This window comes from Mesorhizobium sp. M8A.F.Ca.ET.207.01.1.1 (assembly GCF_004794715.1).
GTDB lineage: Bacteria > Pseudomonadota > Alphaproteobacteria > Rhizobiales > Rhizobiaceae > Mesorhizobium.
Genome location: NZ_SRUS01000006.1, coordinates 67,702 through 90,987 on the forward strand (window position 1 = coordinate 67,702; position 23,286 = coordinate 90,987).

The 23,286-nt window shown below is 62.1% G+C and carries 22 protein-coding genes, 2 tRNA genes and 1 pseudogene; 17 read left to right on the plus strand and 8 right to left on the minus strand.

From position 1 onward, the window contains the following. Positions 1-201: 201 nt before the first annotated feature. The gene (locus EN850_RS18665) at positions 202-885 is read left to right on the plus strand and encodes a response regulator transcription factor (protein WP_127872682.1); all 684 of its coding nucleotides are present in this window, start codon (positions 202-204) and stop codon (positions 883-885) included. A 15-nt stretch (positions 886-900) separates the two neighbouring features. On the opposite strand, the gene EN850_RS18670 is transcribed toward EN850_RS18665, so the two are convergent. Genes EN850_RS18670 through EN850_RS18680 form a run of 3 tightly spaced genes read right to left on the minus strand, consistent with a single transcriptional unit; the run spans position 901 to position 3,640 of the window. Next, positions 901-2,241 (minus strand): hybrid sensor histidine kinase/response regulator, encoded by a 1,341-nt coding sequence (locus EN850_RS18670; protein WP_127872681.1) that lies wholly within the window; start codon positions 2,239-2,241, stop codon positions 901-903. A gap of 14 nt (positions 2,242-2,255) precedes the next feature. Beyond that, positions 2,256-3,392 (minus strand): FIST signal transduction protein, encoded by a 1,137-nt coding sequence (locus EN850_RS18675; protein ID WP_135866799.1) that lies wholly within the window; start codon positions 3,390-3,392, stop codon positions 2,256-2,258. Between the two features lie 29 nt (positions 3,393-3,421). Then, positions 3,422-3,640, minus strand: coding sequence for a hypothetical protein (locus tag EN850_RS18680; protein ID WP_136091998.1), 219 nt, complete (start codon positions 3,638-3,640; stop codon positions 3,422-3,424). Between the two features lie 62 nt (positions 3,641-3,702). On the opposite strand from EN850_RS18680, the gene EN850_RS18685 reads away from it, so the two are divergent. From EN850_RS18685 to EN850_RS18700, 4 genes are all read left to right on the plus strand, one after another. Beyond that, positions 3,703-4,203, plus strand: a complete 501-nt coding sequence (locus tag EN850_RS18685; protein ID WP_127279187.1) for a (2Fe-2S)-binding protein — start codon at positions 3,703-3,705, stop codon at positions 4,201-4,203. 109 nt (positions 4,204-4,312) lie between these two features. Continuing rightward, on the plus strand, positions 4,313-6,658 hold the full coding sequence (locus EN850_RS18690; protein WP_136091999.1) for a xanthine dehydrogenase family protein molybdopterin-binding subunit: 2,346 nt from the start codon (positions 4,313-4,315) through the stop codon (positions 6,656-6,658). Between the two features lie 109 nt (positions 6,659-6,767). Continuing rightward, a complete protein-coding gene (locus EN850_RS18695) occupies positions 6,768-7,565 on the plus strand; it encodes a xanthine dehydrogenase family protein subunit M (RefSeq protein ID WP_136092000.1) in 798 nt (265 codons plus the stop codon). A 263-nt stretch (positions 7,566-7,828) separates the two neighbouring features. Further along, a complete protein-coding gene (locus EN850_RS18700; protein ID WP_136092001.1) occupies positions 7,829-8,854 on the plus strand; it encodes an acyltransferase in 1,026 nt (341 codons plus the stop codon). Between the two features lie 31 nt (positions 8,855-8,885). On the opposite strand, the gene EN850_RS18705 is transcribed toward EN850_RS18700, so the two are convergent. Both EN850_RS18705 and EN850_RS18710 read right to left on the minus strand, forming a co-directional pair. Further along, positions 8,886-9,374 carry a GNAT family N-acetyltransferase gene (locus tag EN850_RS18705; protein WP_135880552.1) on the minus strand — a complete coding sequence of 163 codons (489 nt, stop codon included), beginning with the start codon at positions 9,372-9,374 and terminating at the stop codon, positions 8,886-8,888. Then, positions 9,371-10,129: a copper homeostasis protein CutC gene (locus EN850_RS18710; protein ID WP_189521750.1), complete on the minus strand. Its 759-nt coding sequence runs from the start codon at positions 10,127-10,129 to the stop codon at positions 9,371-9,373. The genes EN850_RS18705 and EN850_RS18710 overlap by 4 nt, the downstream gene beginning before the upstream one ends. A 202-nt stretch (positions 10,130-10,331) precedes the next feature. Between EN850_RS18710 and EN850_RS18715 the strand changes: the two genes are divergently transcribed. Further along, complete coding sequence (locus EN850_RS18715; RefSeq protein WP_127279182.1) at positions 10,332-10,760, plus strand: SRPBCC domain-containing protein; 429 nt, start codon at positions 10,332-10,334, stop codon at positions 10,758-10,760. A gap of 105 nt (positions 10,761-10,865) precedes the next feature. After that, a complete protein-coding gene (locus EN850_RS18720) occupies positions 10,866-11,321 on the plus strand; it encodes a carboxymuconolactone decarboxylase family protein (protein WP_127872673.1) in 456 nt (151 codons plus the stop codon). Positions 11,322-11,396: 75 nt separating this feature from the next. Here EN850_RS18720 and EN850_RS18725 read toward each other — a convergent pair whose 3' ends face one another. Further along, the gene (locus EN850_RS18725) at positions 11,397-11,828 is read right to left on the minus strand and encodes a cupin domain-containing protein (protein WP_136092002.1); all 432 of its coding nucleotides are present in this window, start codon (positions 11,826-11,828) and stop codon (positions 11,397-11,399) included. 323 nt (positions 11,829-12,151) lie between these two features. Here EN850_RS18725 and EN850_RS18730 point away from each other — a divergent pair. The 3 genes and pseudogenes from EN850_RS18730 (at position 12,152) to EN850_RS18740 (ending at position 13,500) form a co-directional block, all read left to right on the plus strand. Continuing rightward, positions 12,152-12,633, plus strand: a pseudogene (locus EN850_RS18730) (Hsp20 family protein). A 68-nt stretch (positions 12,634-12,701) separates the two neighbouring features. After that, positions 12,702-13,154, plus strand: coding sequence for a hypothetical protein (locus tag EN850_RS18735; protein WP_136092003.1), 453 nt, complete (start codon positions 12,702-12,704; stop codon positions 13,152-13,154). 46 nt (positions 13,155-13,200) lie between these two features. After that, complete coding sequence (locus tag EN850_RS18740) at positions 13,201-13,500, plus strand: DUF982 domain-containing protein (protein WP_127872729.1); 300 nt, start codon at positions 13,201-13,203, stop codon at positions 13,498-13,500. A gap of 308 nt (positions 13,501-13,808) precedes the next feature. Here EN850_RS18740 and EN850_RS18750 read toward each other — a convergent pair. Continuing rightward, a tRNA-Asn gene (locus EN850_RS18750) sits at positions 13,809-13,883 on the minus strand. Positions 13,884-14,105: 222 nt separating this feature from the next. Between EN850_RS18750 and EN850_RS18755 the strand changes: the two genes are divergently transcribed. Then, complete coding sequence (locus EN850_RS18755) at positions 14,106-14,366, plus strand: hypothetical protein (protein ID WP_127872671.1); 261 nt, start codon at positions 14,106-14,108, stop codon at positions 14,364-14,366. 41 nt (positions 14,367-14,407) lie between these two features. Here EN850_RS18755 and EN850_RS18760 read toward each other — a convergent pair whose 3' ends face one another. Further along, positions 14,408-14,653 (minus strand): hypothetical protein, encoded by a 246-nt coding sequence (locus EN850_RS18760; protein WP_136092004.1) that lies wholly within the window; start codon positions 14,651-14,653, stop codon positions 14,408-14,410. A 216-nt stretch (positions 14,654-14,869) separates the two neighbouring features. On the opposite strand from EN850_RS18760, the gene EN850_RS18765 reads away from it, so the two are divergent. From EN850_RS18765 to EN850_RS18790, 6 genes are all read left to right on the plus strand, one after another. After that, positions 14,870-14,943, plus strand: a tRNA-Cys gene (locus tag EN850_RS18765). A 90-nt stretch (positions 14,944-15,033) separates the two neighbouring features. Continuing rightward, positions 15,034-15,702, plus strand: coding sequence for a protein-L-isoaspartate O-methyltransferase (locus EN850_RS18770; protein WP_135915762.1), 669 nt, complete (start codon positions 15,034-15,036; stop codon positions 15,700-15,702). 181 nt (positions 15,703-15,883) lie between these two features. Then, on the plus strand, positions 15,884-17,269 hold the full coding sequence (locus EN850_RS18775; protein ID WP_136092005.1) for a TolC family outer membrane protein: 1,386 nt from the start codon (positions 15,884-15,886) through the stop codon (positions 17,267-17,269). A gap of 255 nt (positions 17,270-17,524) precedes the next feature. Further along, positions 17,525-18,361: a PopZ family protein gene (locus EN850_RS18780; RefSeq protein WP_135880544.1), complete on the plus strand. Its 837-nt coding sequence runs from the start codon at positions 17,525-17,527 to the stop codon at positions 18,359-18,361. Between the two features lie 322 nt (positions 18,362-18,683). Further along, complete coding sequence (locus tag EN850_RS18785) at positions 18,684-21,467, plus strand: valine--tRNA ligase (RefSeq protein WP_136092006.1); 2,784 nt, start codon at positions 18,684-18,686, stop codon at positions 21,465-21,467. A gap of 357 nt (positions 21,468-21,824) precedes the next feature. Then, positions 21,825-23,063: an OmpP1/FadL family transporter gene (locus EN850_RS18790; protein WP_127278526.1), complete on the plus strand. Its 1,239-nt coding sequence runs from the start codon at positions 21,825-21,827 to the stop codon at positions 23,061-23,063. The last annotated feature ends 223 nt before the right edge of the window (positions 23,064-23,286 follow it).

Here is a 23,286-nt window from a genome sequence, read left to right on the forward strand (position 1 = left end):
GCGGCACATTCGGCCGATTTCGGGGGTCGGGCAAGGCGTCGCTTTTCATAAAGCACGGGCTTTGCCGCGGCTGGACAAAGAATTCAGGCTTCCCATCATTTTTTGCAGCGATGAATCCCGTCAACAGGCGATAGACTATTTGCCAATAATCCGGCCACAGTCAGGAGACTATGGTGTGCCCGGTAAACCGGAACGAGCCCTATGACAGCCCCTACCGATCGTGCCCGGTTCCTCATCATCGACGACCATCCGCTGTTTCGCGAGGCGCTGCACAGTGCCGTGCAGATGGCTTATCCCGAGGTCGATACTGTCGAGGCACGGTCGATTGCCGAGGCGCTGGATCTGTTGGCCGACGCCAAGCCTTTCGACCTTGCGCTTCTCGACCTCAGCATGCCCGACGTGCACGGCTTCGAGGGGCTCCTGCAGCTCAGGACCCGCTATCCGCGCCTGCCTGTGGTGATCGTATCGGGTCATGAGGAGCCGAGGATCATTTCAGAGGCCTTGTCCTATGGTGCCGCCGGCTTCATCCCGAAATCGGCGCGCAAGAGCGATCTCGCCGCCGCCATCCGCTCGGTGATGGACGGCGCCGTCTATGTACCGGAGAATTACGAAGGCCAGCCGCCGGATCCCGACAGCACCGACCGCGCCGACATGGTGCAGCGGCTTTCCAAGCTGACGCCGCAGCAATTGCGCGTGCTGCAGATGCTGCGCCAGGGCCTGCTCAACAAGCAGATCGCCTACGAGCTGCAGGTCGGCGAGACGACGGTGAAGGCGCATGTGTCGGAGATATTGCGCAAGCTAAACGTCTATAGCCGCACGCAAGCGGTGATCGAGGTGTCGAAACTGGACAATGCGGAGCTGTTTCGGGATCAGGCCGGATTTTGAGCCATTAACTGTCCCCTAAGCCAGCAAATGCGCCAGCAGCGCGCGCAGTTGCGCGGGCTTCACTGGCTTGCGCATCAACTCGATGCCGCCGGCGCGGGCGGCCTTGGCGACAGCTTCCGAACTGTCGGCGGTGACGATCAACGCCGGCACGGCGCGGCTGAGATAGTCGCGGACCTCCGATATTGTCGCGGTGCCGAGATCGCCGCCGTCGAGATGCTGGTCGGCGATGACGATATCAGGCACCCAGTCGGTATCGCCAAGCAGGTCAAGCGCATCGTCGGTCGAGGTCGCGGCGCGTACCAGGCACTGCCAGCGCTCAAGCAGGAAGGTCATGGCTTCCAGCACCTCGGCATCGTTTTCGACCAGCAGCACCTTGGTGCCGAACAGGCCGTAGCCGCGCGGCCGCTCCAGGCTGGCGGCACTGGCGATGGCGTCGGCGGGGGCGCCGATGCCGACGGGGACATCGATGTGGAAGATGGTGCCGCGGCCGACCCTGGATGAAAACGTCACGGGGTGGCCGAGCGCGCCTGCCATGCGGCGCACGATGGCCAGCCCGAGGCCAAGACCGCCGCCGTCGAGTTCGGCACTGGCCGGCGAGGTGCCGCGATGGAATTCCTCGAACACCGCTTCGCGCTGATCCTCCGGAATGCCGCAGCCGGTGTCGGCGACATCGATGCGGATGGTGTCGCCGCGATGGCGTGTGCCGACAAGGACGCCGCCCGAGCGTGTATAACCCAGCGCGTTGGAGAGAATGTTCTGCAGGATACGGCGCAGCAGCGTCCTGTCCGAGCGAGCAACCGCATTGACCGGTCGGAATTTCAGCGACAGCCCCTTCAACTGCGCCACAGGCTCGAAATCCGAACGCAGCGACGAGAACAACGCTTCCAGGCTGACGTCGCCAATGTCGGGCTGGACCACGCCCGCGTCGAGCTTGGAAATGTCGAGCAAGGTGCGCAGCAGGTCTTCCATGGTTTCCAGCGAGCGCTCGACCTGCCGCACGAGCTTTTTTCCCTCCTCGCTGGTCTGCACCTCGGCAAGCGCCGAGACGGAGAGGTGGGCGGCGTTCAGCGGCTGCAGCACGTCGTGGCTGGCGGCGGCGAGAAATCTCGTCTTGGACAGGTTCGCCAGTTCGGCGTTTTCCTTGGCGGCGCTGAGGTCGATGTTCGACTGCTCCAGCCTGCGCAAGGTCGAATGCAGTTCCTCGGTGCGCGTACGCACCCGGTTTTCCAGCGAGATCGCGGTCTGGAACAGCGAAAAGGCGTTGCCTTGCTGGTCCATCGAGCGCTCGACGCGGCTGACCAGGGCGGCGTTGATCCTCTTCAGCCTGTCGAGATCGTTGATGTCCCTGAGCGGCATTTTGTTGCGCCGCCCTATTCAGCCGCTTGCCGGTCGCCGAAAGCGATGCCGGTGAAAGTCTGGTTCAGGTGCATCGACCGGTACTGTTCGCCATAGGTGCCGAAGCCGACGACATTGTTGACCCGGTAGAGCTCCGAAATATCGCGAAAGACCTGCCGGTTGCGTGCGTCCAGCCGGCGCAGCACGCAGTCGAAGCCAAGGATCATATCGATGCCGCCCAGCCTTTGCTCGACCTCGCGCAATGCCGCTCGTGTCGATTCGACCATGTCCTTGGGCTGGGCGATCGACAGCACCACACCGTCGTCGATGGCGCAGAAGAACGACAGCGAGCCATCCGCGTGCATCCTCTGGATCGAGCGGCAGTAATATTCGCCGCCCACCTTCACCACCACCGGATGCGAGGCGAAGCTCAGCGGTGTCAGGGTCTGCGGCAGGATGCCGACCGAAGCGGCATATTCCTCGGCCGCATTGGTGGCGTTGAACTCCCGCACGATGCGGTGATCCGGGTCGGACGCGGTCACCACCAGCTTTTCGTCGGTGGGAACGAAGTTGTCGGTCTTGAAGACGTGGAACGGAATTTCCGTGGCGACCAGCACGATGATGGCGCTGTCCGAAGCGACCCTGCCGTTCGAGATCAGACGCGTCGTCTCGAATTTCAAATCGTCGCCGGCCGAGCCGCCGAGCAGCGGTATGTCGTCAAGACCCCAGTGGATGGCCGAACTCACCGCTTCCTCGGCATAGGACAGCCCGTCGATGAAGCAGAGCGCGAAGGTGTTCCTGGTCTGCTCGCCGCCGAGCCGGGCGCGCAGCGTGCGCCTCAGGGCCTCGACCTCTTCGGTGATCCTGTCCATGCCCGAAGTCGACAAATTGTCGACCATGGTGCTGACCGCCGTGAAGGATGCCGAGGGCAGCAGCATCGCCAGCATATGGCCTTCCTCGAGCCCCTGCGGCGTAATCTCGCCGGCGGTCGAACAACCGGCGTGGTGGAGCCCCGGCGCGTGGACCGAGAGTGCCCGCGACAGGGCCCCGGCCTCGACAAGGCTCTGGGAAAAGAACACGAGGGCGAAGCCGGCATCGATGGCGGCGGCCTCGGCGGCTACCGCGCGTGCGAAATCATCCGGGTCGGGCTCGTCCGTGGTCAGCGCCGACAAGCCGCATGCATAGCGCGTCCGTGAACCTGTCAGCGGCGTTCTCCCGCATTTCCTCCGACGCCTTCTTGTGCGCTGCTTTTCGAGTGCTTCTTGTGCGCGGCGTCGAAGGCATTGTTGCCGCCACGAGGCGTTTTGGCAATGGGGCCACAGGAATGCGCTTCGGTGCCCTGGCCATGACCGAAAGTACAATGATCCGCCTTTTCCGTCGTGCTGTTTTTTGTGCATTGTGCGGTGTACGAATAACGCATGGCCGAAGTGCCAACGGCTCGTCGGCAGCGTGATGACCAAGGTTGACACCCAGGGAGGGGCTATGTCGGACGTTTCGTTGATGGTGAACGGCAAGCGGGTTGACGGTGCCGTCGAGGATCGAACGCTGCTCGTCCATTTCCTGCGGGAGAATCTCGGCCTGACCGGCACCCATGTCGGTTGCGACACCTCGCAGTGCGGGGCCTGCGTCGTCCATGTCGACGGCAAGGCGGTCAAGTCCTGCACGATGCTGGCGGTCCAGGCGTCCGGGTCGACAGTGGTTACGATCGAAGGTCTCGCCAACAGCGCCGACCTGCATCCCGTCCAAGCGGCCTTCAAGGAATATCACGGTCTGCAATGCGGCTTTTGCACGCCAGGCATGATCATGGCTGCAACCGACATGATCAACCGCCATCCCGAAGGCCTCGACGAGGCGACGGTGCGGGCGGAACTCGAAGGCAACATCTGCCGCTGCACCGGCTACCACAACATCGTGAAGGCGATCCTCGCCGCATCGAAGACGATGTCGAAGGGGGCCAAGGGCAAGGCGAAACAGGCAGCTTAGGCAGCAGGCAGCAGGCAATAGTGAGTAGGGCAAGCATCGATATGACCGCGAGTTCTCCCACTACTGCCTAACCGCTACTGCCTATCCCCTAAATTCGGGAGGAATTTCCATGGGCATCGAAGGCGTTGGCGCTCGGGTCGCGCGCAAGGAAGACAAAAGGTTCATCACCGGCGCCGGCCGCTATGTCGACGACATGGTGGTTCCCGGCATGAAGCATGCGGCCTTCGTGCGCAGCCCGCACGCACATGCGCAGATCAAGAAGATCGACGTGAAAACGGCTCAAGGCATGCCGGGCGTCATCGGCGTCCTGACCGGCAAGGAACTCAAGGCCGACGGTATAGGCAACCTCATCTGCGGCTGGATGATCCATTCCAAGGACGGCTCGCCGATGAAGATGGGCGCATGGTCGCCGCTGGCCGTCGACAAGGTCCGTTATGTCGGCGATGCCGTCGTCATCGTCGTGGCCGAGACCAAGGGCCAGGCACGCGATGCCGCCGAGGCGGTCGAAATCACCTACAAGGAACTTAAGGCGGTCGTCGATGCCACAAAGGCACTCGAAAAGGGCGCGCCCCAGGTTCATGCCGAAGCCGAGAACAACCTGATCTTCGACTGGGAGATCGGCGACGGCAAGGCGACCGATGCCGCCATCAAGGCGGCAGCGCACGTCACCCGCATGAAGATCGTCAACAACCGGCTGGTGCCCAACGCCATGGAGCCACGCGCCGCACTTGGCCATTACGACAAGGCCGAGGATCATTACACCTGCTGGACGACATCGCAGAATCCCCATGTCGCGCGGCTGGTGATGAGTGCCTTCTACAATGTCGCACCCGAAAACAAGCTGCGCGTGATCGCGCCGGATGTCGGCGGCGGCTTCGGCTCCAAGATCTATATCTACCCGGAAGAGATCGTCTGCCTGTGGGCCTCGAAGAAGACCGGCGTGCCGGTCAAATGGGTCGCCGATCGCACGGAGAGCTTCCTCACTGACGCCCATGGCCGCGACCACGTCTCGATGGTGGAGATGGCTTTCGACAAGAACAACAGGATCACCGGGCTGAAGGTCGATACGATCGCCAATCTCGGCGCCTACATGTCGCTGTTCTCGTCCTGCGTGCCGACCTATCTCTACGCCACGCTCTTGTCGGGCCAGTATGACATCCCGGCCATCCACGCCAATGTGCGCACTGTCTACACCAACACGGCACCCGTCGATGCCTATCGCGGGGCAGGGCGGCCGGAAGCCACCTATCTGCTGGAACGCACCATGGAGGCCGCGGCACGCGAACTCGGCGTGTCTCCCGCGGACCTCAGGCGCAAGAACTTCATCACGACGTTTCCGCACCAGACACCGGTGATCATGAACTACGACACCGGCGACTATGCGACCTCGCTCGACGCGGCGATGAAGACCGCCGACTATGCCGGCTTTGCCGCGCGCAAGGCGGATGCGGCTGGGAAGGGCAAGCTGCGCGGCATTGGCATGAGCTGCTATATCGAGGCCTGCGGCATCGCGCCGTCGGCGGCGGTCGGCTCGCTTGGCGCCGGTGTCGGCCTGTGGGAATCGGCTGAAGTGCGTGTGAACGCCGTCGGCACGATCGAGGTGCTGACGGGCTCGCACAGTCATGGCCAGGGCCATGAGACGACATTCGCGCAACTGGTCAATCAGCGCTTTGGGGTGCCGATCGACTCGGTTTCGATCGTCCATGGCGACACCGACAAGGTGCAGATGGGCATGGGCACCTACGGTTCGCGTTCGGGCGCGGTCGGCATGTCGGCAATTGCCAAGGCGCTCGACAAGGTGGAGGCCAAGGCCAAGAAGATCGCGGCCCATCTGCTCGAAGCCGACGAGGGCGACATCGTCATCGAGAATGGCGAGGTCAAGGTGGCCGGTACCGACAAGAGCCTGCCGTGGTTCCAGGTCGCTTTGGCTGCCTATACCGCGCACAATCTGCCGGCCGGCATGGAACCGGGATTGAAGGAAACGGCGTTCTACGACCCGGCGAACTTCACCTTCCCGGCGGGCTGCTACATCTGCGAAGTCGAGATCGATCCGGACACCGGAGCGACCGAGATCGTCCAGTTCGTGGCGGCGGACGATTTCGGCAACATCATCAATCCGATGATCGTCGAAGGCCAGGTGCATGGCGGCATCGCCCAGGGCGTGGGGCAGGCGCTTCTGGAGGGGGCTCACTACGACGCCAGCGGCCAGCTGCTGACGGCAAGCTACATGGATTACACCATGCCGCGTGCCGGCGACCTGCCGTCGTTCAAGGTCTCGACGTCGAACACGCCGTGTCCGAGCAACCCGCTCGGCATCAAGGGCTGCGGCGAGGCCGGTGCCATCGGCTCGCCGCCGGCGGTGATCAATGCCATCACCGATGCCATCGGCATCCCCGACATCGCCATGCCGGCCACACCGTCGACTGTGTGGGCCGCGATCCGGGCCGCGAAATGAGTGAGTAGGGAGTAGTGAGTAGCGAATAGGGCACCGTGTCACCTCCGGCGGCCATTCCCTGCTCCCTACTGACTGCTCACTACTGCCTGACCACTTAGGGGAGGATCCCATGTACGCAGTCAACTATCACCGTGCCGCCTCGGTCGCTGAAGCCGCCAAGCTCGTGAAAAATGGGGACGCCAAGCTGCTATCGGGCGGCATGACGTTGATCCCCGCCATGAAGACGCGGCTGGCGGCCCCTTCCGATCTGGTCGACCTGTCACGCATCAAGGAGTTGCAGGGCGTCAAGGTGTCCGGCAAGACGGTCACGATCGGCGCTGCCACCACGCATTTCGACGTCGCCAATGACGAAAAGCTGCGCAAGGCCTGCCCGGCGCTTGCTCATATGGCGTCGCTGATCGGCGACCCGGCGGTTCGCCACAAGGGCACGATCGGCGGCTCGATCGCCAATAACGATCCGGCGGCGGATTATCCGGCGGCGCTGCTGGCGCTGGGCGCCACCATCATCACCAACAAGCGCGAGATATCAGCCGACAAGTTCTTCAAGGGGTTGTTCGAAACCGCCTTGAAGGATGGCGAGATCGTCACGGCGGTCTCCTTCACCGCTCCGGCAAAGGCCGCGTACGAAAAATTCCGCAACCCGGCCTCGCGCTACGCGATCGTCGGCGTGTTCGTGGCCAAGGGCAAGGACGGCGTCAGTGTTGCCGTCACCGGCGCCGGCGACGACGGCGTTTTCCGCTCGAAGGAGATCGAGGCGGCACTCGCCAAGAGCTTCGATGCCGCTTCGCTCAATGGCGTGAAAGTGCCGGCCAAGACCCTGATGAGCGACATCCACGCTTCATCAGACTACCGCGCCAATCTGATCGCGGTCATGGCCAAGCGCGCGGTGGCGGCAGCCAACGCCTGACGCAAGATCGATTGCGGACAAAAAGGGGCTGTCGCGGCCCCTTTTTCTTTCCTTGCGCCGTGTAGCTGCCCAGACCCCCGGCGCTGCGTCCCATCCTCTGCTTGAAGCAATTGCGGCCCATGCTTGCTAGGGAATCGCATTGGCGACAATCTCGCACTTGCACAAATTCATATTGCACTGCAGTATGGGTTGGGGCGGGAATGCGAGCCGGGTTCGGAATCCTTACCGCCGTGCCCTTTCGCATGCCAATGCGAGGGATCGGCATGTCCGAAATTTCCGCGACCCATTTGGTTCCGTCCCGAGCGATCGCCGACCGATCGGCGGCCAGGACAAGACTGGCCTATCTCGATGGCTGGCGCGGCCTGTCGATCGCCCTGGTGCTGATCGGGCATTTTTTCCCCGTTCCCGGCATCAATCTGGGCGTGCTGGGTGTCGAATTCTTTTTCGTGCTCAGCGGCCGGCTGATGGCCGAAATCCTGTTCATCGAACGCTATCCACTGAAGAAATTTTTCAAACGCCGCTTCTCGCGCATCTATCCGGCGCTTCTGGTCTTTGTCGTCCTCGCCATGGTCGCGCTCTCCGGCACGTTCATCGGCTTCAAATGGAAGGCGGCCGTGACGGCGCTGACATTCACCTACAACTATGCCGGAATTCTCCTGAACCGGGCCGGCGCGCTCGACCACATCTGGTCGCTCTGCATCGAAGAGCATGCCTACATCATCCTGGCGGCGATCAGCGCAATCGTTGCCAGCCGAAGCCGTGTCGTGCCGCTGCTGCTGGTCTTGGCTGCGCTGGCCATGGCCAATGGCGCGGCTTCCTACTGGTTCCTGCACATGGACTATGAAACCACATACTGGCGCACCGACGTGCACATCGCCTCGATCCTGCTGTCGGCCGCGATCTGCCTGCTCAAGGCCGACGGCAAGCTGCCGTCCTTGCTGAAGGGGCCTTATGTCGCCGTTGCGGCGGCTGCCGGCGCGGTCTTCCTGTTCATGGACGCCGTGCCGACACCGATCCACTACCTGGTCGCGGTGCCGTTGCTGGCGATTGCCGTCAACGCGCTGGATTTCAGCACGAGGTTCTTGTCGGGATGGCTGTCATCCTTGCCGATGACGACACTGGGCCTGTGGTCGTATTCGCTCTATCTGTGGCAGCAGCCCTTCTACAAATTCGTCTACGATCAGGGCACCAACCCATGGCCGATGCTGGCCGGCGTCTTTGCCTGCGCGCTCAGCAGCTACTACCTCATCGAGCGCCCGGCGCGTGAATGGCTCAACCGCAATTGGTGAGTGAGCGCCGCCGATGGCGAGCGCCACCGGATCAGGCGGCGATCCGCCTGACGTAATAACGCACCGCTTTCTTGCCGCCGTGGATCACCGCGTCGCCGACTTCGGCGAAGCCGAGGGCGGCGTGGAAGGCGTCCGAGGCGGGGTTGGGCGGGTCGGTGTTGACCTCGCAGGTGACCAGCGTGTGGCCGGCGCTCTGCGCATGGTCGAACAGGTCCCGATAGAGCAGGCGAGCATGGCCGCGGCCTCTTGCATGCGCCGCCACGACGACGCGGTCGACATAGATGAAGTGTTCGTAGCGCTCGCGGAACCAGACGAAGTTCGGGCTGTCGTAGTTCGCATCCTGGTCGAAGGTCATGATGAAGGCTTCGAGATCACCGATGCGGCGCGCATAAAATGCCTCGCCGAGCAGGAAGGACAGCCGTTCGGCTTCGAGCCACGACAATTCGGCGGCGTGCTCGTTGTTGAGCGCCAGAATGGCGGCTTCGTCGTCCTGCGCTATGCGGTCTATCGGAGGGGTCATGCCTTGGCCGCCGTGATCGTCGCCGCCACCAGCGGTGTATCGGTCAGTGTGTTGCGATACTCGCGGTCGAGATCGGAGCCGCCCATGCCGACCTTGGGATTGCGGTAGCGCATGGCGCTCGGCACGTCCTTGAGGGCGGCGAAGTGCATTTCGGCCAGGCCGGTCCTTGCGCGCACCTCGGCGATGTTGCCGAGATCGAGCCCGCCACAGCCGAGGATGATGATGCGCCCGTCGGCCTGACGCACCAGATCCGCCAGCAGTGGCAAGCCCTCGATCGCGGTGTCGCGCTGGCCGCTGGTCAGCACACGGCCAACCTTGCAGCGGATCAGCGCTTCCAGCGCCTCGGCCGGATCGCGCGTCATGTCGAAGGCGCGGTGGCAGGTGACGTTCAAGGCGCCTGCGGCCTCGGTCAATTCGCCCATGCGCTTCTCGTCGATGGTGCCGTCGGCGTTCAGGCAGCCGAACACCACGCCGGGCACGCCGAGTTCGCTGAGCGCGGCGACATCGGCGAGCATCGATCGGTATTCGGTCTCGCTGTAGAGAAAATCGCCGCCGCGCGGCCGCACCATGACGTGGAACGGCACGGTCGCCTGGTCGAGCGCTGCGCGCACCGTGCCGAGGCTGGGCGTAATGCCGCCCTCGACCAGGCTGGCGCAGAGTTCGACCCGGTCGGCGCCGGCGGCCTGCGCGGCGAGCAGGCCATCGATGCCTTCGACACAGATTTCGATCAGCGGCGGGCGAGTTTGCGTGGTCAAGGGGCGATCCAGTTCATCATGTTGTGGAGAGCCCTAGCACCACGACGGCTGACGCGAAAGCGTGAACCTACGCCGCCATTTGGACCAGATGGCAGATTCCATTCTTGACTGTTGCATAACTGCATGGTTATGAGTAATGTATAGCTGGCAGGTTATTGATTGCGCGTGCGTGGCGCGACGACAACAACGAGAGGAGCAAGGCATGACGGAAACCAAATCGATCGTCGTCGAAAGGCTGATCCCATATTCGGCGGAAAAGATATGGCGCGCACTGACCGTGCCCGCACTCGTCGGCGAATGGCTCATGCAGAATGACTTCGCGGCGCAAGAAGGGCATCGCTTCACATTCCGCGCGACGCCAGTTCCCGGATGGTCTGGCGTGACGAACTGCGTGGTGCTGAAAGTCGAGGTGCCGCGGCTGCTGGCCTACAGTTGGGGCGATGGGACGGAATCGGACAGTGGGTTGAAAACCGTGGTGACATGGTCACTGACGCCCGAGGGAGTGGCGACCCGGGTGCGAATGGAGCAGTCGGGATTCCGGCCGGCCGACGAGCGTGGCTATATCGGCATGGGAAGTGGCTGGCCGCGCATTCTCGAACGGCTCGAACAGGTTACCGCAAAACAGGCCTGATACGCGGCGGGCAGCCAACAGTTTTCATCAAGTTCGAAACCCTGGATGCGAGTCGTCCGGGCCGGGAAAACACGCCCGGAGAAACAATTCAAAAGGAGAACGACCATGCAAGCAAGGATCAAGAACCCGGTGATGCTCATCCCCGGTTCGGTGCAGGCGCTGCTGGCGCTGGACAAGTCGACCGAGGCGGCCGACGTGCCCTATGTGACGCGCAAGCTCATTCATCTGCGCGCCAGCCAGATCAACAACTGCAGCGTGTGCGTCGACATGCATGCGCGCGAACTGAAGAAGGCCGGAGAAAAGGACGAGCGCATCTTTGCGCTGGCGGCATGGCGCGAGACGCCGTATTTCACTGACGCCGAACGTGCGGCATTGGCGCTGGCCGAAGCCGGCACCAGACTGGCCGACCGGCCGGACGCGGTGCCGGACGATGTCTGGGACGAAGCGGCCCGCCATTATGATGAAAAGGCCCTTGCCGCGCTGGTCATCCAGATCGCGCTGATCAACGCCTTCAACAGGCTGAACGCAGCGACCCGGCAGCCGGTTGGCGCCTGGGGCTAAGCGCTGGGGCTGCCGCGAGGCGAGGGGCGGGCGGCGCATTGCCTTCCCGTCCTCGGGGCACCTGCAGCCTGGCGGCTACTGGCGCAATTCCGTATTCTTGGCGCCTTCCTCGACCTGATCGATCACCAGGAGCTTGACCGGCCCGTCGCCAATGTTGGTGGCCTGGTGCCACTGCCCGATCATTTCGACGATGAAATCGCCGGTCTTGTAGGTGTTGCTGTTGCCGGTCTCGACATTGGTGACCTTCAGCGTTCCAGCCTGGACATAGGCGTAGCGCGGGAAGGGATGGCGATGGACCGGCAAGGTCGCGCCGGGCGCGATGTCATAGGTCGAGACCAGCACCTGCACGTTCTCCTGCGGCAGCGTGATCGGCTGGCCGGATGCCGTGGTGGTGCGTGATGCGAGCGGCGTCACGACGACCGGGGTTCCGCCGCTGTCCAATGCATGAGCGCCGGTCGCGAACGACGCTGCCGTGAGCAGCAATGCCGATACCAGGATTTTCCGCATGATGTCCTCCCTTGACCGAACGCATCTATCGCGCGGCGGCGGCAGCGTGCAAGGCCGCTCGTGACCAGAGGCGGAACCTGGCGCGCACTTGCCGAGCCATATTCCTCACCCGCTTCCAACCGGAATGCTTTCACCGCAAAAGTCTGGCGCATGCCCGATCTTGAATGGCCGTGGTGCCGCTCCGAAAATTTTTTTGGGCGACCTCTTGAACAAAAAAACCGTGATTCCCAGATCGTTTTCCGTCGAGGCTTCGGCTCGACATACCGCGCCGCAGCAGCGCTGCGGCGACCCGTAAACCATGTTGCTTCACGGAGGATATGGCTATGAGAAGCTTTGATTATTCCCCTCTTTACCGCACCACCGTCGGCTTCGACCGGCTGTTCGACATGCTCGAAAACACGTCCGCTCCGACTGGCCTCCCTACAACATCGAGAAGAATGGCGACAACGACTATCGCATCACCATGGCCGTCGCCGGCTTCGGTCCTGACGAAGTGGACCTTGTGCAGAACGGCCCTGAATTGTCCGTAATCGGACAGAGGAAGCCTGATCAGCAAAATCTGGAAATCCTCCACCGCGGCCTCGCGATAGGCAACTTCAAGCAGGTGTTCAAACTTGCAGACCACGTCAAGGTCAAGGCGGCCAATATCCATAATGGCCTGCTGTCGGTGGACTTGGTCCGCGAAGTGCCCGAGGAACTCAAGCCTCGGCGCATCGAGATCCGCTCCGAAGCCAGAGCGGTTCCGCTTCAGGAGAGCGGCAGCAAGCAGTCCATGGATGCAGAGCTGCAACGCAAGGTCGCCTGATACTGGCAACCTCAGTCTGTGGTCCGCCTCCCGGCCTGGCCGGGAGGCACAGATCGCGGAGAATGGAGATGAGATACGAATCTGACTGTGTTCATGAATTCAGACTGACAGATCACGCAGAGGAATTCGCTGCCTTGCGTACGCCCGAGGACGTCCTGAACGAGGACATGACGGTCGGCGAGAAGAGGGCTTTGCTCGCCTTCTGGGCTTCAGACGCCAATGCGGTTCCTGACAATCCCACCCTACGCCAATTGGACAGCGGTGCCGTTGCGCAAGTCAGCGAGATTCTTCTTGCGCTCCACACCCTGGACGAGATTGGCCGCAAGCCGCCGGCCAGGGCACCGTTTGACCGCAGTCCGTCTTCAGGCCGGCGTCGAAACAAAACGAGGCGTAGCTGGCTGCGATACCCCTGGCGGGATGACGATGACGATGATCCGCCGCCGGTTCCGGCCTATGCCGGTGTCCCGCCCGGATGTGGAGATGGCGGCATGTTCGCGGAGCCTGAGCATGCCGTTGCGTGAAAAGCTGAACCAGCAAACCAAATCGCTCAACCGAATGGAGGACCATATGGGCGACAGGACGTTCGATCGACCAGTGTTGGTTAGGAATGGTCAGTTCATTCAAGAAATAGGAAGTCTTGATCACGCATTCGATTTCCTGGACGAGTGGCCGCGGGAACGTCGGGGCCCGATTTTCGAGACGGCCTTCCGGGCTTGCCAGCGTGCTTACGACGGTCAGATACCCCTGTCGGTCGCGCGCGATGCCGTCGCTGGGTTCGCGAGATCCGTCAAGATCCTGCAGGAGCCGCTTGCTCCGCTCCCCTGGATGAGCGGCACCAAATCAGGCCGCGGTGGGGTAGCCGCCTAGTTGGGGCAACGGCAGCGGCCAGAGGTGTCGCTGTCACAGCCCGTCAAGGCGCTCCTCTTAGGCAATCGGCCTTTCCGGGGCTCCGACTGCAAGAAGATCAATCTCAGCCTCGTCTTCGCCGGCCAGACCGTTGGCAAACAGGTCGAAGACCATATCTGGCTGGCGAGCTTCATGGCCTACGATTTGGGATACTTCGATGATGAGACATGCAGGCTCGAACCACTCCAAAACCCCGTCGGGCCAAAAGTGTTACCCATGTCTCTGGTATAAACCGTAACCTATGTGTCCGGAACGGACCTTGGAAATGTTGGCTCCCCGGGCCGGATTCGAACCAGCGACCAACCGGTTAACAGCCGGTTGCTCTACCACTGAGCTACCGGGGAACGGAGGCTCTTTGAGCAAGTGGCGCAGCCTATAGCAAACCCGTTTCGGCTTTGCAAAGAAGCATTTCGCATTTTTCCGAGACTTTTTCGCGCAGCGGTTTCTCGCAATCGGCCTTGGCCGCCCTCATATTAGCCGTCTTGGCGACGGCACGGAACCGAAAGGGCGGTCGCGGCTTTTCGTAAAATGACATTATCGAGCCCCCAGACAGGCAGTTCTTCGCGATGACGGCAGCGGACGAAAACCGGATAGCAGCACGAAAGATCTCGGTTTTCGGCCGCGAATTCACCATGCCGCAGTCGCGCGGTCTCAGAATCACGATCGGTGTGCTTTTGACCATTGGCGGCATTCTCGGTTTCTTGCCGATCCTTGGGTTCTGGATGGTGCCGCTCGGACTGCTGGTGCTCTCCTACGAATTTGCCATGGTGCGCCGCCACCGGCGCCGCTTGGTCGTCTGGTGGGAGCGGCGACGCCGGCCGGATTGAGCGGCCGATACATCTGGCATGGCGGTGGTCTCCGAAGAGAATCAATTCTGGCGCTGTTCCTCCGTGCCAGGTTCCTCCAAATCCGGTTGCGTGCCTGCCTTCAAATCCTCGCTGATCTGCTTCAGGACCGCGGAAGCCGAGGCCAGACGCGCGCGGTCACGCGGTGAAAGCCTGCCTGTGCCTTCTATTCTCAGGCAGTCGATGGCGTAGCGCACTAAGTCCTCGCACCCCAGCAGCGGTACGTTTTCCATTTCGTTCGTTTCGTCGTTCGGTTTGGCCAGGGTCATGGCGCAGTCCTCCCGTTTCACAACGCAAGCCGGAGCGCGGAGTTTCGCTCGATCATCCGCCATGCTTAACGGATTGCGAATGTGAGCGGGTGGCTATGACGGCGAACTGACAGGGCTGCAGCCGGCGCAGACGAAACCGTTCGGAATACGTCGTGGCCGCTTGACGGCTTTTTCGCCGCAACCTATTGGAACCGGGTGGAACGCCGGGAGCAACGAGGCCTCGTGGCGGAGTGGTTACGCAGAGGACTGCAAATCCTTGCACCCCGGTTCGATTCCGGGCGAGGCCTCCAATACCCGGGCTCCCGCGCGTCAGCGCCGGAGCCTGAAGTTCCGGTCGACATGAACCGCGATTCTGACGCGGCAAGCAGATTGGTTGGGACATGAGCGCTGATTTCTCCGAACTTCGCGTCAAGATGGTCGATGGTCAGGTCCGCACCACCGACGTGACCAGCGCGCCGCTGCTCGACGCGTTGCTTTCCGTGCCGCGCGAGGTTTTCGTCGGCGATCGCCAGCGCGATCTCGCCTATATCGACGAGGACATCCGCATCGCAGACAGCGCCGATGGCTCGCGCTACCTGATGGAGGCTTCGCCGCTGGCCAAGCTGATGCAACTGGCCGAGATCAGTGTGACCGATTCGGCGCTCGATGTCGGCTGCGGCACCGGCTACGCTTCGGCGATCCTGTCGCGCCTGGCGAGGTCCGTCGTGGCGCTCGAAAGCGATTCGGCATTGGCGCAAACCGCCGCGTCGACCCTGTCCAGCCTGGGCTGCGGCAATGTGACCGTGGTCCAGGGCGCTCTGGCGCAAGGCCATGCGGCGAAGGCGCCGTACAATGTCATCTTCATCGGCGGCAGTGTCGCCAAAGTGCCGGCGTCGCTGCTCGACCAGCTCGCCGAAGGCGGCCGCCTGGTTGCGGTCGAGGGTCAGGGCAATTCGGGCGTGGCGCGGCTTTTTTTCAAGGCGGGGGGGGTTGTAACCGGGAGAAGGGCATTTAATGCGGCAATTAAGCCACTACCCGGATTCGAACGTGAGCATGCTTTCGAATTCTGAATGATTTGGCCTTGCAGCAAAGGCTTTGTCATGGTCGCTTGCATTTGAACGATCGTTGCTGATCCCAGACTGGGGGCACTTTGGGCTGAGCAACAGGGAACATGAAACACGCCGTTCGGGCTGCTCAGGAAGAGAAGCTGGTGCGGCGCGGTTCCCATGGAAAACGAATGAGGGTTAAACCGTGCCGTCAGTACGCAAGTCACTTTTCACCGCCGTCCTTGTGTCGGCGACCGCGCTGTCCCCACTGGCTGCATCGGCCGAAACCATCACCGGTGCCCTTGCAAAAGCCTATCAGTACAATTCCACACTAAATTCATCGCGTGCCGGCGTGCGCGTGACCGACGAGAGCGTGGCCATAGCCAAGTCAGGCTGGCGCCCGACGATCACCGGCTCGGCCAACATCGACTATACGAACACGCGCCGGGCAAATGGCGGCGGCAATTCGAAGCTGACAAGCGGCAGCTACGGCATCCAGATCAACCAGTCGCTGTTCGACGGCTTTCAGACAAGGAACAATGTCGCGGCGGCCGAATCCCAGGTCAAGGCGTCCGTTGAAAGCCTGCGCAATACCGAGGAGAACACGCTGTTCAATGCGGCCATGGCCTATATGGACGTGATTCGCGACCGGCAGATCGCGGTGCTGACCGAGCAGAACCTGCAGTTCCTGACCGAGCAGGCGCGCGCCGCACGCTCGCGCTTCGAGGTCGGCGAAGGCACGCGCACCGACGTTGCGCAGGCCGATGCCTCGCGCGCTTCCGCGGTGGCAGCGCTGAGCGCTGCGCGCGCGCAGGCGCTGGCCAGCGCCGCGACCTATCACCAGGTGGTCGGTGACGAGCCCGGCAAGCTCAAGGCCGCTTCGCCATTGGGCAGGTTGTTGCCGTCGAGCCTCGACGCCGCGATCGCCATCGGATCGGCCGAACACCCGGCCATCCTTGCCACCCAGCATCTGGTCGATGCCGCTGCATTTTCGGTGAAATCGTCCGAGGGCGCGCTGTTGCCGCAGTTGTCGGCTTCGGCTGGCGTTTCGGAAAACTACCGCAACGCCATCCCCGACTTGTCAGGTTCCAACGGCAATTCGACGTCGGCCAATATCGGCGCGACGCTGACCATTCCGATCTATTCGGGCGGCCGAACCTCGGCGGTCGTGCGGCAGAACAAGGAATCGCTGGGGCAGGCGCGTATCCAGGTCGACGTCAGCCGCGACCAGGTGCGCCAGGCCGTCGCCACGGCATGGTCCCAATACACCGCCGCGCAACAAAGCGCGTCCGCCAACAAGCAGGTGATCGACGCCGCCCAACTGGCCCTGAACGGCGTCATCGAGGAGCGCAATGTCGGCCAGCGCACGACGCTCGACGTGCTCAATGCGCAAGCCGCCGTCATCACCGCCAAGATCAACCACGCTGGTTACGAACGCGATGTGGTGGTGGCAAGCTATGCCATCCTGTCGGCGATGGGCCGCCTGTCGGTCGACCGGCTTGGCTTGGCGGTGACGAAGTACAAGCCGGAGGAACACTACAACGCCGTCAAGGACAAGTGGATCGGCCTGCGCACGCCGGATGGCCGCTAGGCCCTTCGTTCGAACGGCGTTTCCGGGCTGAGTGGTTCGTACGGGAACACAGGATTGTCGTTGTCCTTCTGGTGGTTGCTAACGGGAACCGTCACACGGCTTTGGCGGAATCGCTCTAATCTGTTGAAATCCCACATGTCCCCAGATTGGGGATTCTCGTGCGGCGATCCGTCGGTTACGCTGTCGCCATGATTCGAATCCGGCTTTTGCCGGAGCGGAAACCTGCAACGGGTCACAAGGGCGGCGGATGTGACGATGGCAACGGCAAGCAGCGCACAGCGCGAACCCTCCATGGAAGAGATACTCGCTTCCATCAGGAGGATCATCGAAGACAGCGACAACGGCCGCAAGCAGCCCGGCGACGCCGATGAGTTGCAACAGGACCTGGAGCCCGCGCCGAGTGCTGTTCCATCTGCGGATATCGATGCGTTCCGCGCCGAACTGCATGCCGTCCCCGAGGTCAGGAAGCCCGTCGCGATGGCGGAAATCCAGACGCCAGCCATACTGCCGGCGACAGCACGCACCGAAACGCCGCCACGTGCCGATCCGGCTGCGGGCAGGACGCCGACGACATTGGCTGAGGTCAGCGCCCGGGTTGCCGCCGAGCCGGCGCCTGCCGCCAGCCGCGACGCGCCGGCGGCTCCCGTCGAGGTTGCGACAAGTGAAGCCATCGTCGCCGATTGGCGTCGCGAGATCGCGGCGGTTGGCGAGCAAGCCAAGGCGATGCCGGAGCGGAGCATCCGCCCATCGCCCCAGCCGGATGTGTCGGCGAGCGAGTCGGCGGCGGAACCTGCGATCGAGCGGTCTTCGTCAAACGATGCTCCAACGGGCACGGCTCAGGCGCGCGCGGCGGCGAACGAAGCGCATGCGGTGCGTCCCGCAATTCTTTCCGAACACACTGGACGGCAGGTTGCGGCTGCCTTCGGCGAACTGTCCGACGCCTTTGCAAGCCGCAGCAAGAAGACATTCGACGAGATGGCCGAGGAAATGCTGCGGCCGATGCTGCAGGATTGGCTGGACAACAATCTGCCGACGCTGGTCGAAAGGCTGGTGCGCGAAGAGATCGAGCGCGTGGCACGCGGGGCGCAATAGCGTCCAGGCCTAAGTTCCAGAAGAAACGCCGCCATTGAGGCGGCGTTTTTCGTTGTGACGAGGTCGGCCGTTGGTTGCCGAACTGGCGAAGGCGATCAAATTGCCATCGGGGTCGCTGACAATGAAGGCGCGGGAGCCCCGGGCTCGTTCGCAGCGATGCCTCGCGGCGAAGATGCGATCGCCGCGCGGCCTTCTGTTGAAATGAATAGGTCCGCGCCTATCTGCTTGTGACGATCCCAGGCTGCCCTCGTGGTTGACTTGGCCAAGACCTTCCGATTTACACCGAACCAGCAAAATTCCCGACAGCGCGGACCGTTTTCCCATGCTTGAAAAGACCTACGACGCCAAGACCGTCGAGCCGAAGATCGCCAAGATGTGGGAGGAAGCCGACGCGTTCCGCGCCGGCGCCGGAGCGGAAGAGGGGGCCGAGGCCTTCACCATCGTCATTCCGCCGCCCAACGTCACCGGGTCGCTGCATATGGGCCATGCGCTCAACAACACGCTGCAGGACATTCTGGTTCGTTTCGAGCGCATGCGCGGCAAGAACGTCCTGTGGCAGCCCGGCATGGACCATGCCGGCATCGCCACGCAGATGGTGGTCGAGCGGCGGCTGATGGAAAAGCAGATCCATCGCCGCGATCTGACGCGCGAAGAATTCATCGAGAAAGTGTGGGAGTGGAAGGCCGAATCGGGTGGGTTGATCTTCAACCAGCTGAAACGTCTGGGCGCCTCCGCCGACTGGTCGCGCGAACGCTTCACCATGGACGAAGGCCTGTCCAAGGCGGTGCTCGAAGTCTTCGTCAGCCTCTACAAGGAAGGGCTGATCTACAAGGACAAGCGCCTTGTGAACTGGGACCCCAAGTTGTTGACCGCCATCTCCGACCTCGAGGTCGAGCAGCAGGAGGTCAACGGCAATCTCTGGCATTTCCGCTATCCGGTCGAAGGCGCGACCTTCGATCCGGAAAACCCACAGACCTTCATCACCGTGGCGACGACGCGCCCCGAGACCATGCTGGGCGACACGGCTGTCGCCGTGCATCCCGACGACGAGCGGTTCCAACATCTCATCGGCAAGAATGTCGTCCTGCCGATCGTTGGCCGCAAGATACCTGTGGTGGCGGACGAGTATTCCGATCCTGAAAAGGGGTCGGGCGCGGTCAAGATCACGCCGGCGCATGACTTCAACGACTTCGAGGTCGGCAAACGCCACCAATTGCCGGCGATCAACATCCTGACGGTCGAGGCGGCGGTCAAGTTGAAGGACAACGAGGACTTCCTGGCGGGCCTCGAGGCGACGCCGGAACGGCAAGCTGTCTGGGACGAGCTCGACGGTCTCGACCGTTTCGTCGCCCGCAAGAAGATCGTCGAACTGATGGAGGCCGGCGGCTTCCTCGACAAGGTCGAGCCGCATCGCCACGCCGTGCCGCATGGCGACCGCGGCGGTGTGCCGATCGAGCCGTACCTGACCGAGCAGTGGTACGCCAACGCGGCGGAACTGGCCAAGCCGGCGATCGCCTCGGTGCGCGAGGGGCGCACCAATTTCGTGCCTAAGAACTGGGAGAAGACCTATTTCGACTGGATGGAGAACATCCAGCCCTGGTGCATTTCGCGCCAGCTGTGGTGGGGACATCAGATCCCGGCCTGGTACGGACCGGATGGGCGCGTCTTTGTCGAGAAGTCCGAGGAAGAGGCGCTGGGCGCGGCGATCGAATATTATCTGGCGCTCGAAGGCCCCTGGAAGGCCTGGGTCGAGGATAAGCTGGAGAACTTCAAGCCGGGCGAGATCCTGACGCGCGACGAAGACGTGCTCGACACCTGGTTCTCGTCGGCGCTGTGGCCTTTCTCGACGCTCGGCTGGCCGGACCAGACGCCGGAACTGAAGACCTACTACCAGACCGATGTGCTGGTGACCGGCTTCGACATCATCTTCTTCTGGGTCGCCCGCATGATGATGATGGGCCTGCACTTCATGGACGAGGAGCCGTTCCACACCGTTTATGTGCATGCGCTGGTGCGCGACAAGAACGGCGCCAAGATGTCGAAGTCGAAGGGCAACGTCATCGACCCGCTCGATCTGATCGACGAATATGGCGCCGACGCGCTGCGCTTCACCCTGACGGTGATGGCGGCGCAGGGGCGCGACGTGAAACTCGACCCGGCGCGCATCGCCGGCTATCGCAATTTCGGCACCAAGCTGTGGAACGCCACGCGCTTTGCCGAGATGAACGAAGTCGCGCGCAATGACGATTTCTGGCTGAACGACGCTAAGCTGGCGGTCAACCGCTGGATCCTGACCGAGCTGACACGCGCCGCACGCGAGGTCACCGACGGCATCACCTCATACCGCTTCAACGAGGCGGCGGGAGCCGCGTACCGCTTCGTCTGGAACCTGTTCTGCGACTGGTATCTGGAACTGCTGAAGCCGGTATTCATGGGCACGGACGAGGCCGCCAAGGCCGAGAGCCGCGCCTGCGTCGCCTTCGTGCTCGACGAGATCTACAAGCTCCTGCATCCGATGATGCCGTTCATGACCGAAGAGCTGTGGGCGCAGACGGCGGGTGAGGGCAGGGAACGCGCCTCGCTGCTGTGCCATGCCGCATGGCCGTCGCCGGATTTCGAGGATGCTGAAGCGGCCGCCGACATCAACTGGCTGGTCGATCTCGTCTCCGGTATCCGCTCGGTGCGCTCGGAGATGAACGTGCCGCCAGCGGCAATAGCGCCGCTCGTGGTGGTCGGCGCCAACGACGTGACGCGCGAACGGCTGGTTCGCGAGGACTCAGCGATCAAGCGGCTGGCGCGTGTTGGTGACATCTCGCTCGCCGATGCGGCACCCAAGGGGTCGGCACAGATCGTGCTCAACGAGGCGACGATCTGCCTGCCGCTTGGCAGCCTGATCGACCTCACGGCGGAGGCCGCGCGGCTGCAGAAGGAACTGGTCAAGGTGACCGAGGAAATCGCGCGCCTGCACAAGAAGCTGTCGAATGAGAAATTCGTTGCCAGCGCGCCGGCCGAGATCGTGGAAGGCGAGCGGGAAAAGCTGGCCGAATATCGCGCCGCGCAGGACAAGCTTTCGGTAGCGCTGACCAGGGTTCGCGACGCCGGCTGAAGGGCAGATTCGTCCATGACCCCGGAGCGAATTCCCATGCGTCACCGCCTCAAAAATGGGCATTCCGTTGCGTAAATGTTGACGTAAACGGAAACTTTTAGCCCCATTGTTGCCATAATGTAACAATGGGGCCAGATCCCCTCAAAATTAGCTGTTTTCGAGCTTTTTGGGGCCATTTTCGTGCATCTTTTCGGCGTTTTGGATGTGCTCAGGGCCGTTTTTGGCCTTGGGACATTCCTTTGCATTTTGTCGAAAAAGCGTTTGGCGGACATGTACATGTACGCCCGGGAATTCGTTGTTGCGCCGTTAACTTGAATTGGTTCTAGCTTGATCCACTAGTTATTCGGGAGGACATCCATGAGCAATTTGCGTCTGAAAGCACTGCTGGGGGCAGGGTGCTTTTCGTTGGCCTTGATGGGCTCGCTTATCCACCCGGCGCATGCTGGCGGTCTGGAGCGCGGCGGCTACGATATCGACCTACTGTTCGATCCGGCCCAGGTCGCGACGGAGGCCGAAGCAACCTATGTGATGCCCGATCGCAAATACGAGAATGCCAAGGGGCCGGGCGGATTCAATCTCGGCTTGGGCACCTCGGCTGATGGAGCGGAGGGCTATTGGGTGCCGCGCATCGGTGTTAAGGCGCAGGTCGTTCCGGGCGTCGATTGCATGGTCGACTATTCCCAACCTTGGGGAGCACATTCCGCGCCAGGCATGTGGAACGGCGCAGTTTCAAACATAGAGACCGACATCAAGAGCGATAACTACGCGGGCACCTGCTCGTACAAGATGGATGCGGGCAAAGGTCAGCTTCGCTTTATCGGCGGTGTGTTCTATCAAAAGGTCTACGGCTTTAAGGAAAGTCTTGTGGCTTTCAACCCATTTGGGCCGTCACCGACGGGCCGTGTCGATCTGTCGACCACTGGCTGGGGCTGGCGCGCTGGCCTCGCTTATGAAATCCCAGACATCGCACTGCGCGCGAGCCTCGTCTATAACTCGAAGGTTAAGCTCGATAACATCGAGGGTACGCTCGATTTGACCAGTGTTGGCCAGGGCATAATTCCGATCTACGGCTCCACGCAATATATGCCGGATGTTGTTGAATTCAAATTGCAATCTGGCATCGCTCCTGGGTGGTTGGCTTTTGGCTCCGTCAAGTGGGTCAATTGGAGTGTCCTGCAGAGCGTTCCAATTTGTGCGGTGGGTACTCCCGACGCGCTCTGTGTCACGGGCGACAAACTGCACTCTGCACAGTTAACCTCACTCGATCTGATGTATCGTGATGGCTGGACGATCTCAGGCGGCGTTGGCCACAAGTTTAACGATCAGTGGAGCGCTGCTGGTCAGCTTTCATGGGATCGTGGCACTTCGCACGGCTATGGAGCGCAGACCGATACGTGGACACTTGGCGGCGGTGTTGCCTACACGCCTAAGCCCAACATTGAATTTCGCGTAGCTGGCGCAATAGGCGTCTTGACCAGCGGTCACTCAGGTATAGTGGCCGGGGACAATGGCTATGTTGCAGGTGACGACGCGAGTTACGACTTCGGCAATGATCTGGTCACGGCAATATCCGGCGGCGTCAAGATAAAGTTCTAAGCGTTTGAAAGTTTTAGTAAAAGGCCGGGCATTGCCCGGCCTTTTCGTTTGTGCCGACGTCGTCGCTGGCCCCATCATACAAGCTGCGTTGCATATAAGCCGCACTTGGGCCGCCTCGTGCGATTGTGACGTTTTGGCAACACTTTCTGAACAACCCCTGCGCTAAAGGTCAGGCCGAGGAAATTGCCCATTTCCCGCCATAAACCCGGCGCACCTCGAACTC

Bases quoted from the DNA above. Each gene is read 5' to 3' on its own strand.
- EN850_RS18670 (WP_127872681.1), bottom strand. From the start codon at position 2,241: ATGCCGCTCAGGGACATCAACGATCTCGACAGGCTGAAGAGGATCAAC.
- EN850_RS18665 (WP_127872682.1), top strand. From the start codon at position 202: ATGACAGCCCCTACCGATCGTGCCCGGTTCCTCATCATCGACGACCAT.
- EN850_RS18725 (WP_136092002.1), bottom strand. From the start codon at position 11,828: ATGCGGAAAATCCTGGTATCGGCATTGCTGCTCACGGCAGCGTCGTTC.
- EN850_RS18785 (WP_136092006.1), top strand. From the start codon at position 18,684: ATGCTTGAAAAGACCTACGACGCCAAGACCGTCGAGCCGAAGATCGCC.
- EN850_RS18755 (WP_127872671.1), top strand. From the start codon at position 14,106: ATGACGGCAGCGGACGAAAACCGGATAGCAGCACGAAAGATCTCGGTT.
- EN850_RS18780 (WP_135880544.1), top strand. From the start codon at position 17,525: ATGGCAACGGCAAGCAGCGCACAGCGCGAACCCTCCATGGAAGAGATA.
- EN850_RS18705 (WP_135880552.1), bottom strand. From the start codon at position 9,374: ATGACCCCTCCGATAGACCGCATAGCGCAGGACGACGAAGCCGCCATT.
- EN850_RS18735 (WP_136092003.1), top strand. From the start codon at position 12,702: ATGAGATACGAATCTGACTGTGTTCATGAATTCAGACTGACAGATCAC.
- EN850_RS18680 (WP_136091998.1), bottom strand. From the start codon at position 3,640: ATGCGTTATTCGTACACCGCACAATGCACAAAAAACAGCACGACGGAA.
- EN850_RS18715 (WP_127279182.1), top strand. From the start codon at position 10,332: ATGACGGAAACCAAATCGATCGTCGTCGAAAGGCTGATCCCATATTCG.
- EN850_RS18695 (WP_136092000.1), top strand. From the start codon at position 6,768: ATGTACGCAGTCAACTATCACCGTGCCGCCTCGGTCGCTGAAGCCGCC.
- EN850_RS18690 (WP_136091999.1), top strand. From the start codon at position 4,313: ATGGGCATCGAAGGCGTTGGCGCTCGGGTCGCGCGCAAGGAAGACAAA.
- EN850_RS18685 (WP_127279187.1), top strand. From the start codon at position 3,703: ATGTCGGACGTTTCGTTGATGGTGAACGGCAAGCGGGTTGACGGTGCC.
- EN850_RS18700 (WP_136092001.1), top strand. From the start codon at position 7,829: ATGTCCGAAATTTCCGCGACCCATTTGGTTCCGTCCCGAGCGATCGCC.
- EN850_RS18740 (WP_127872729.1), top strand. From the start codon at position 13,201: ATGGGCGACAGGACGTTCGATCGACCAGTGTTGGTTAGGAATGGTCAG.
- EN850_RS18760 (WP_136092004.1), bottom strand. From the start codon at position 14,653: ATGACCCTGGCCAAACCGAACGACGAAACGAACGAAATGGAAAACGTA.
- EN850_RS18720 (WP_127872673.1), top strand. From the start codon at position 10,866: ATGCAAGCAAGGATCAAGAACCCGGTGATGCTCATCCCCGGTTCGGTG.
- EN850_RS18770 (WP_135915762.1), top strand. From the start codon at position 15,034: ATGAGCGCTGATTTCTCCGAACTTCGCGTCAAGATGGTCGATGGTCAG.
- EN850_RS18790 (WP_127278526.1), top strand. From the start codon at position 21,825: ATGAGCAATTTGCGTCTGAAAGCACTGCTGGGGGCAGGGTGCTTTTCG.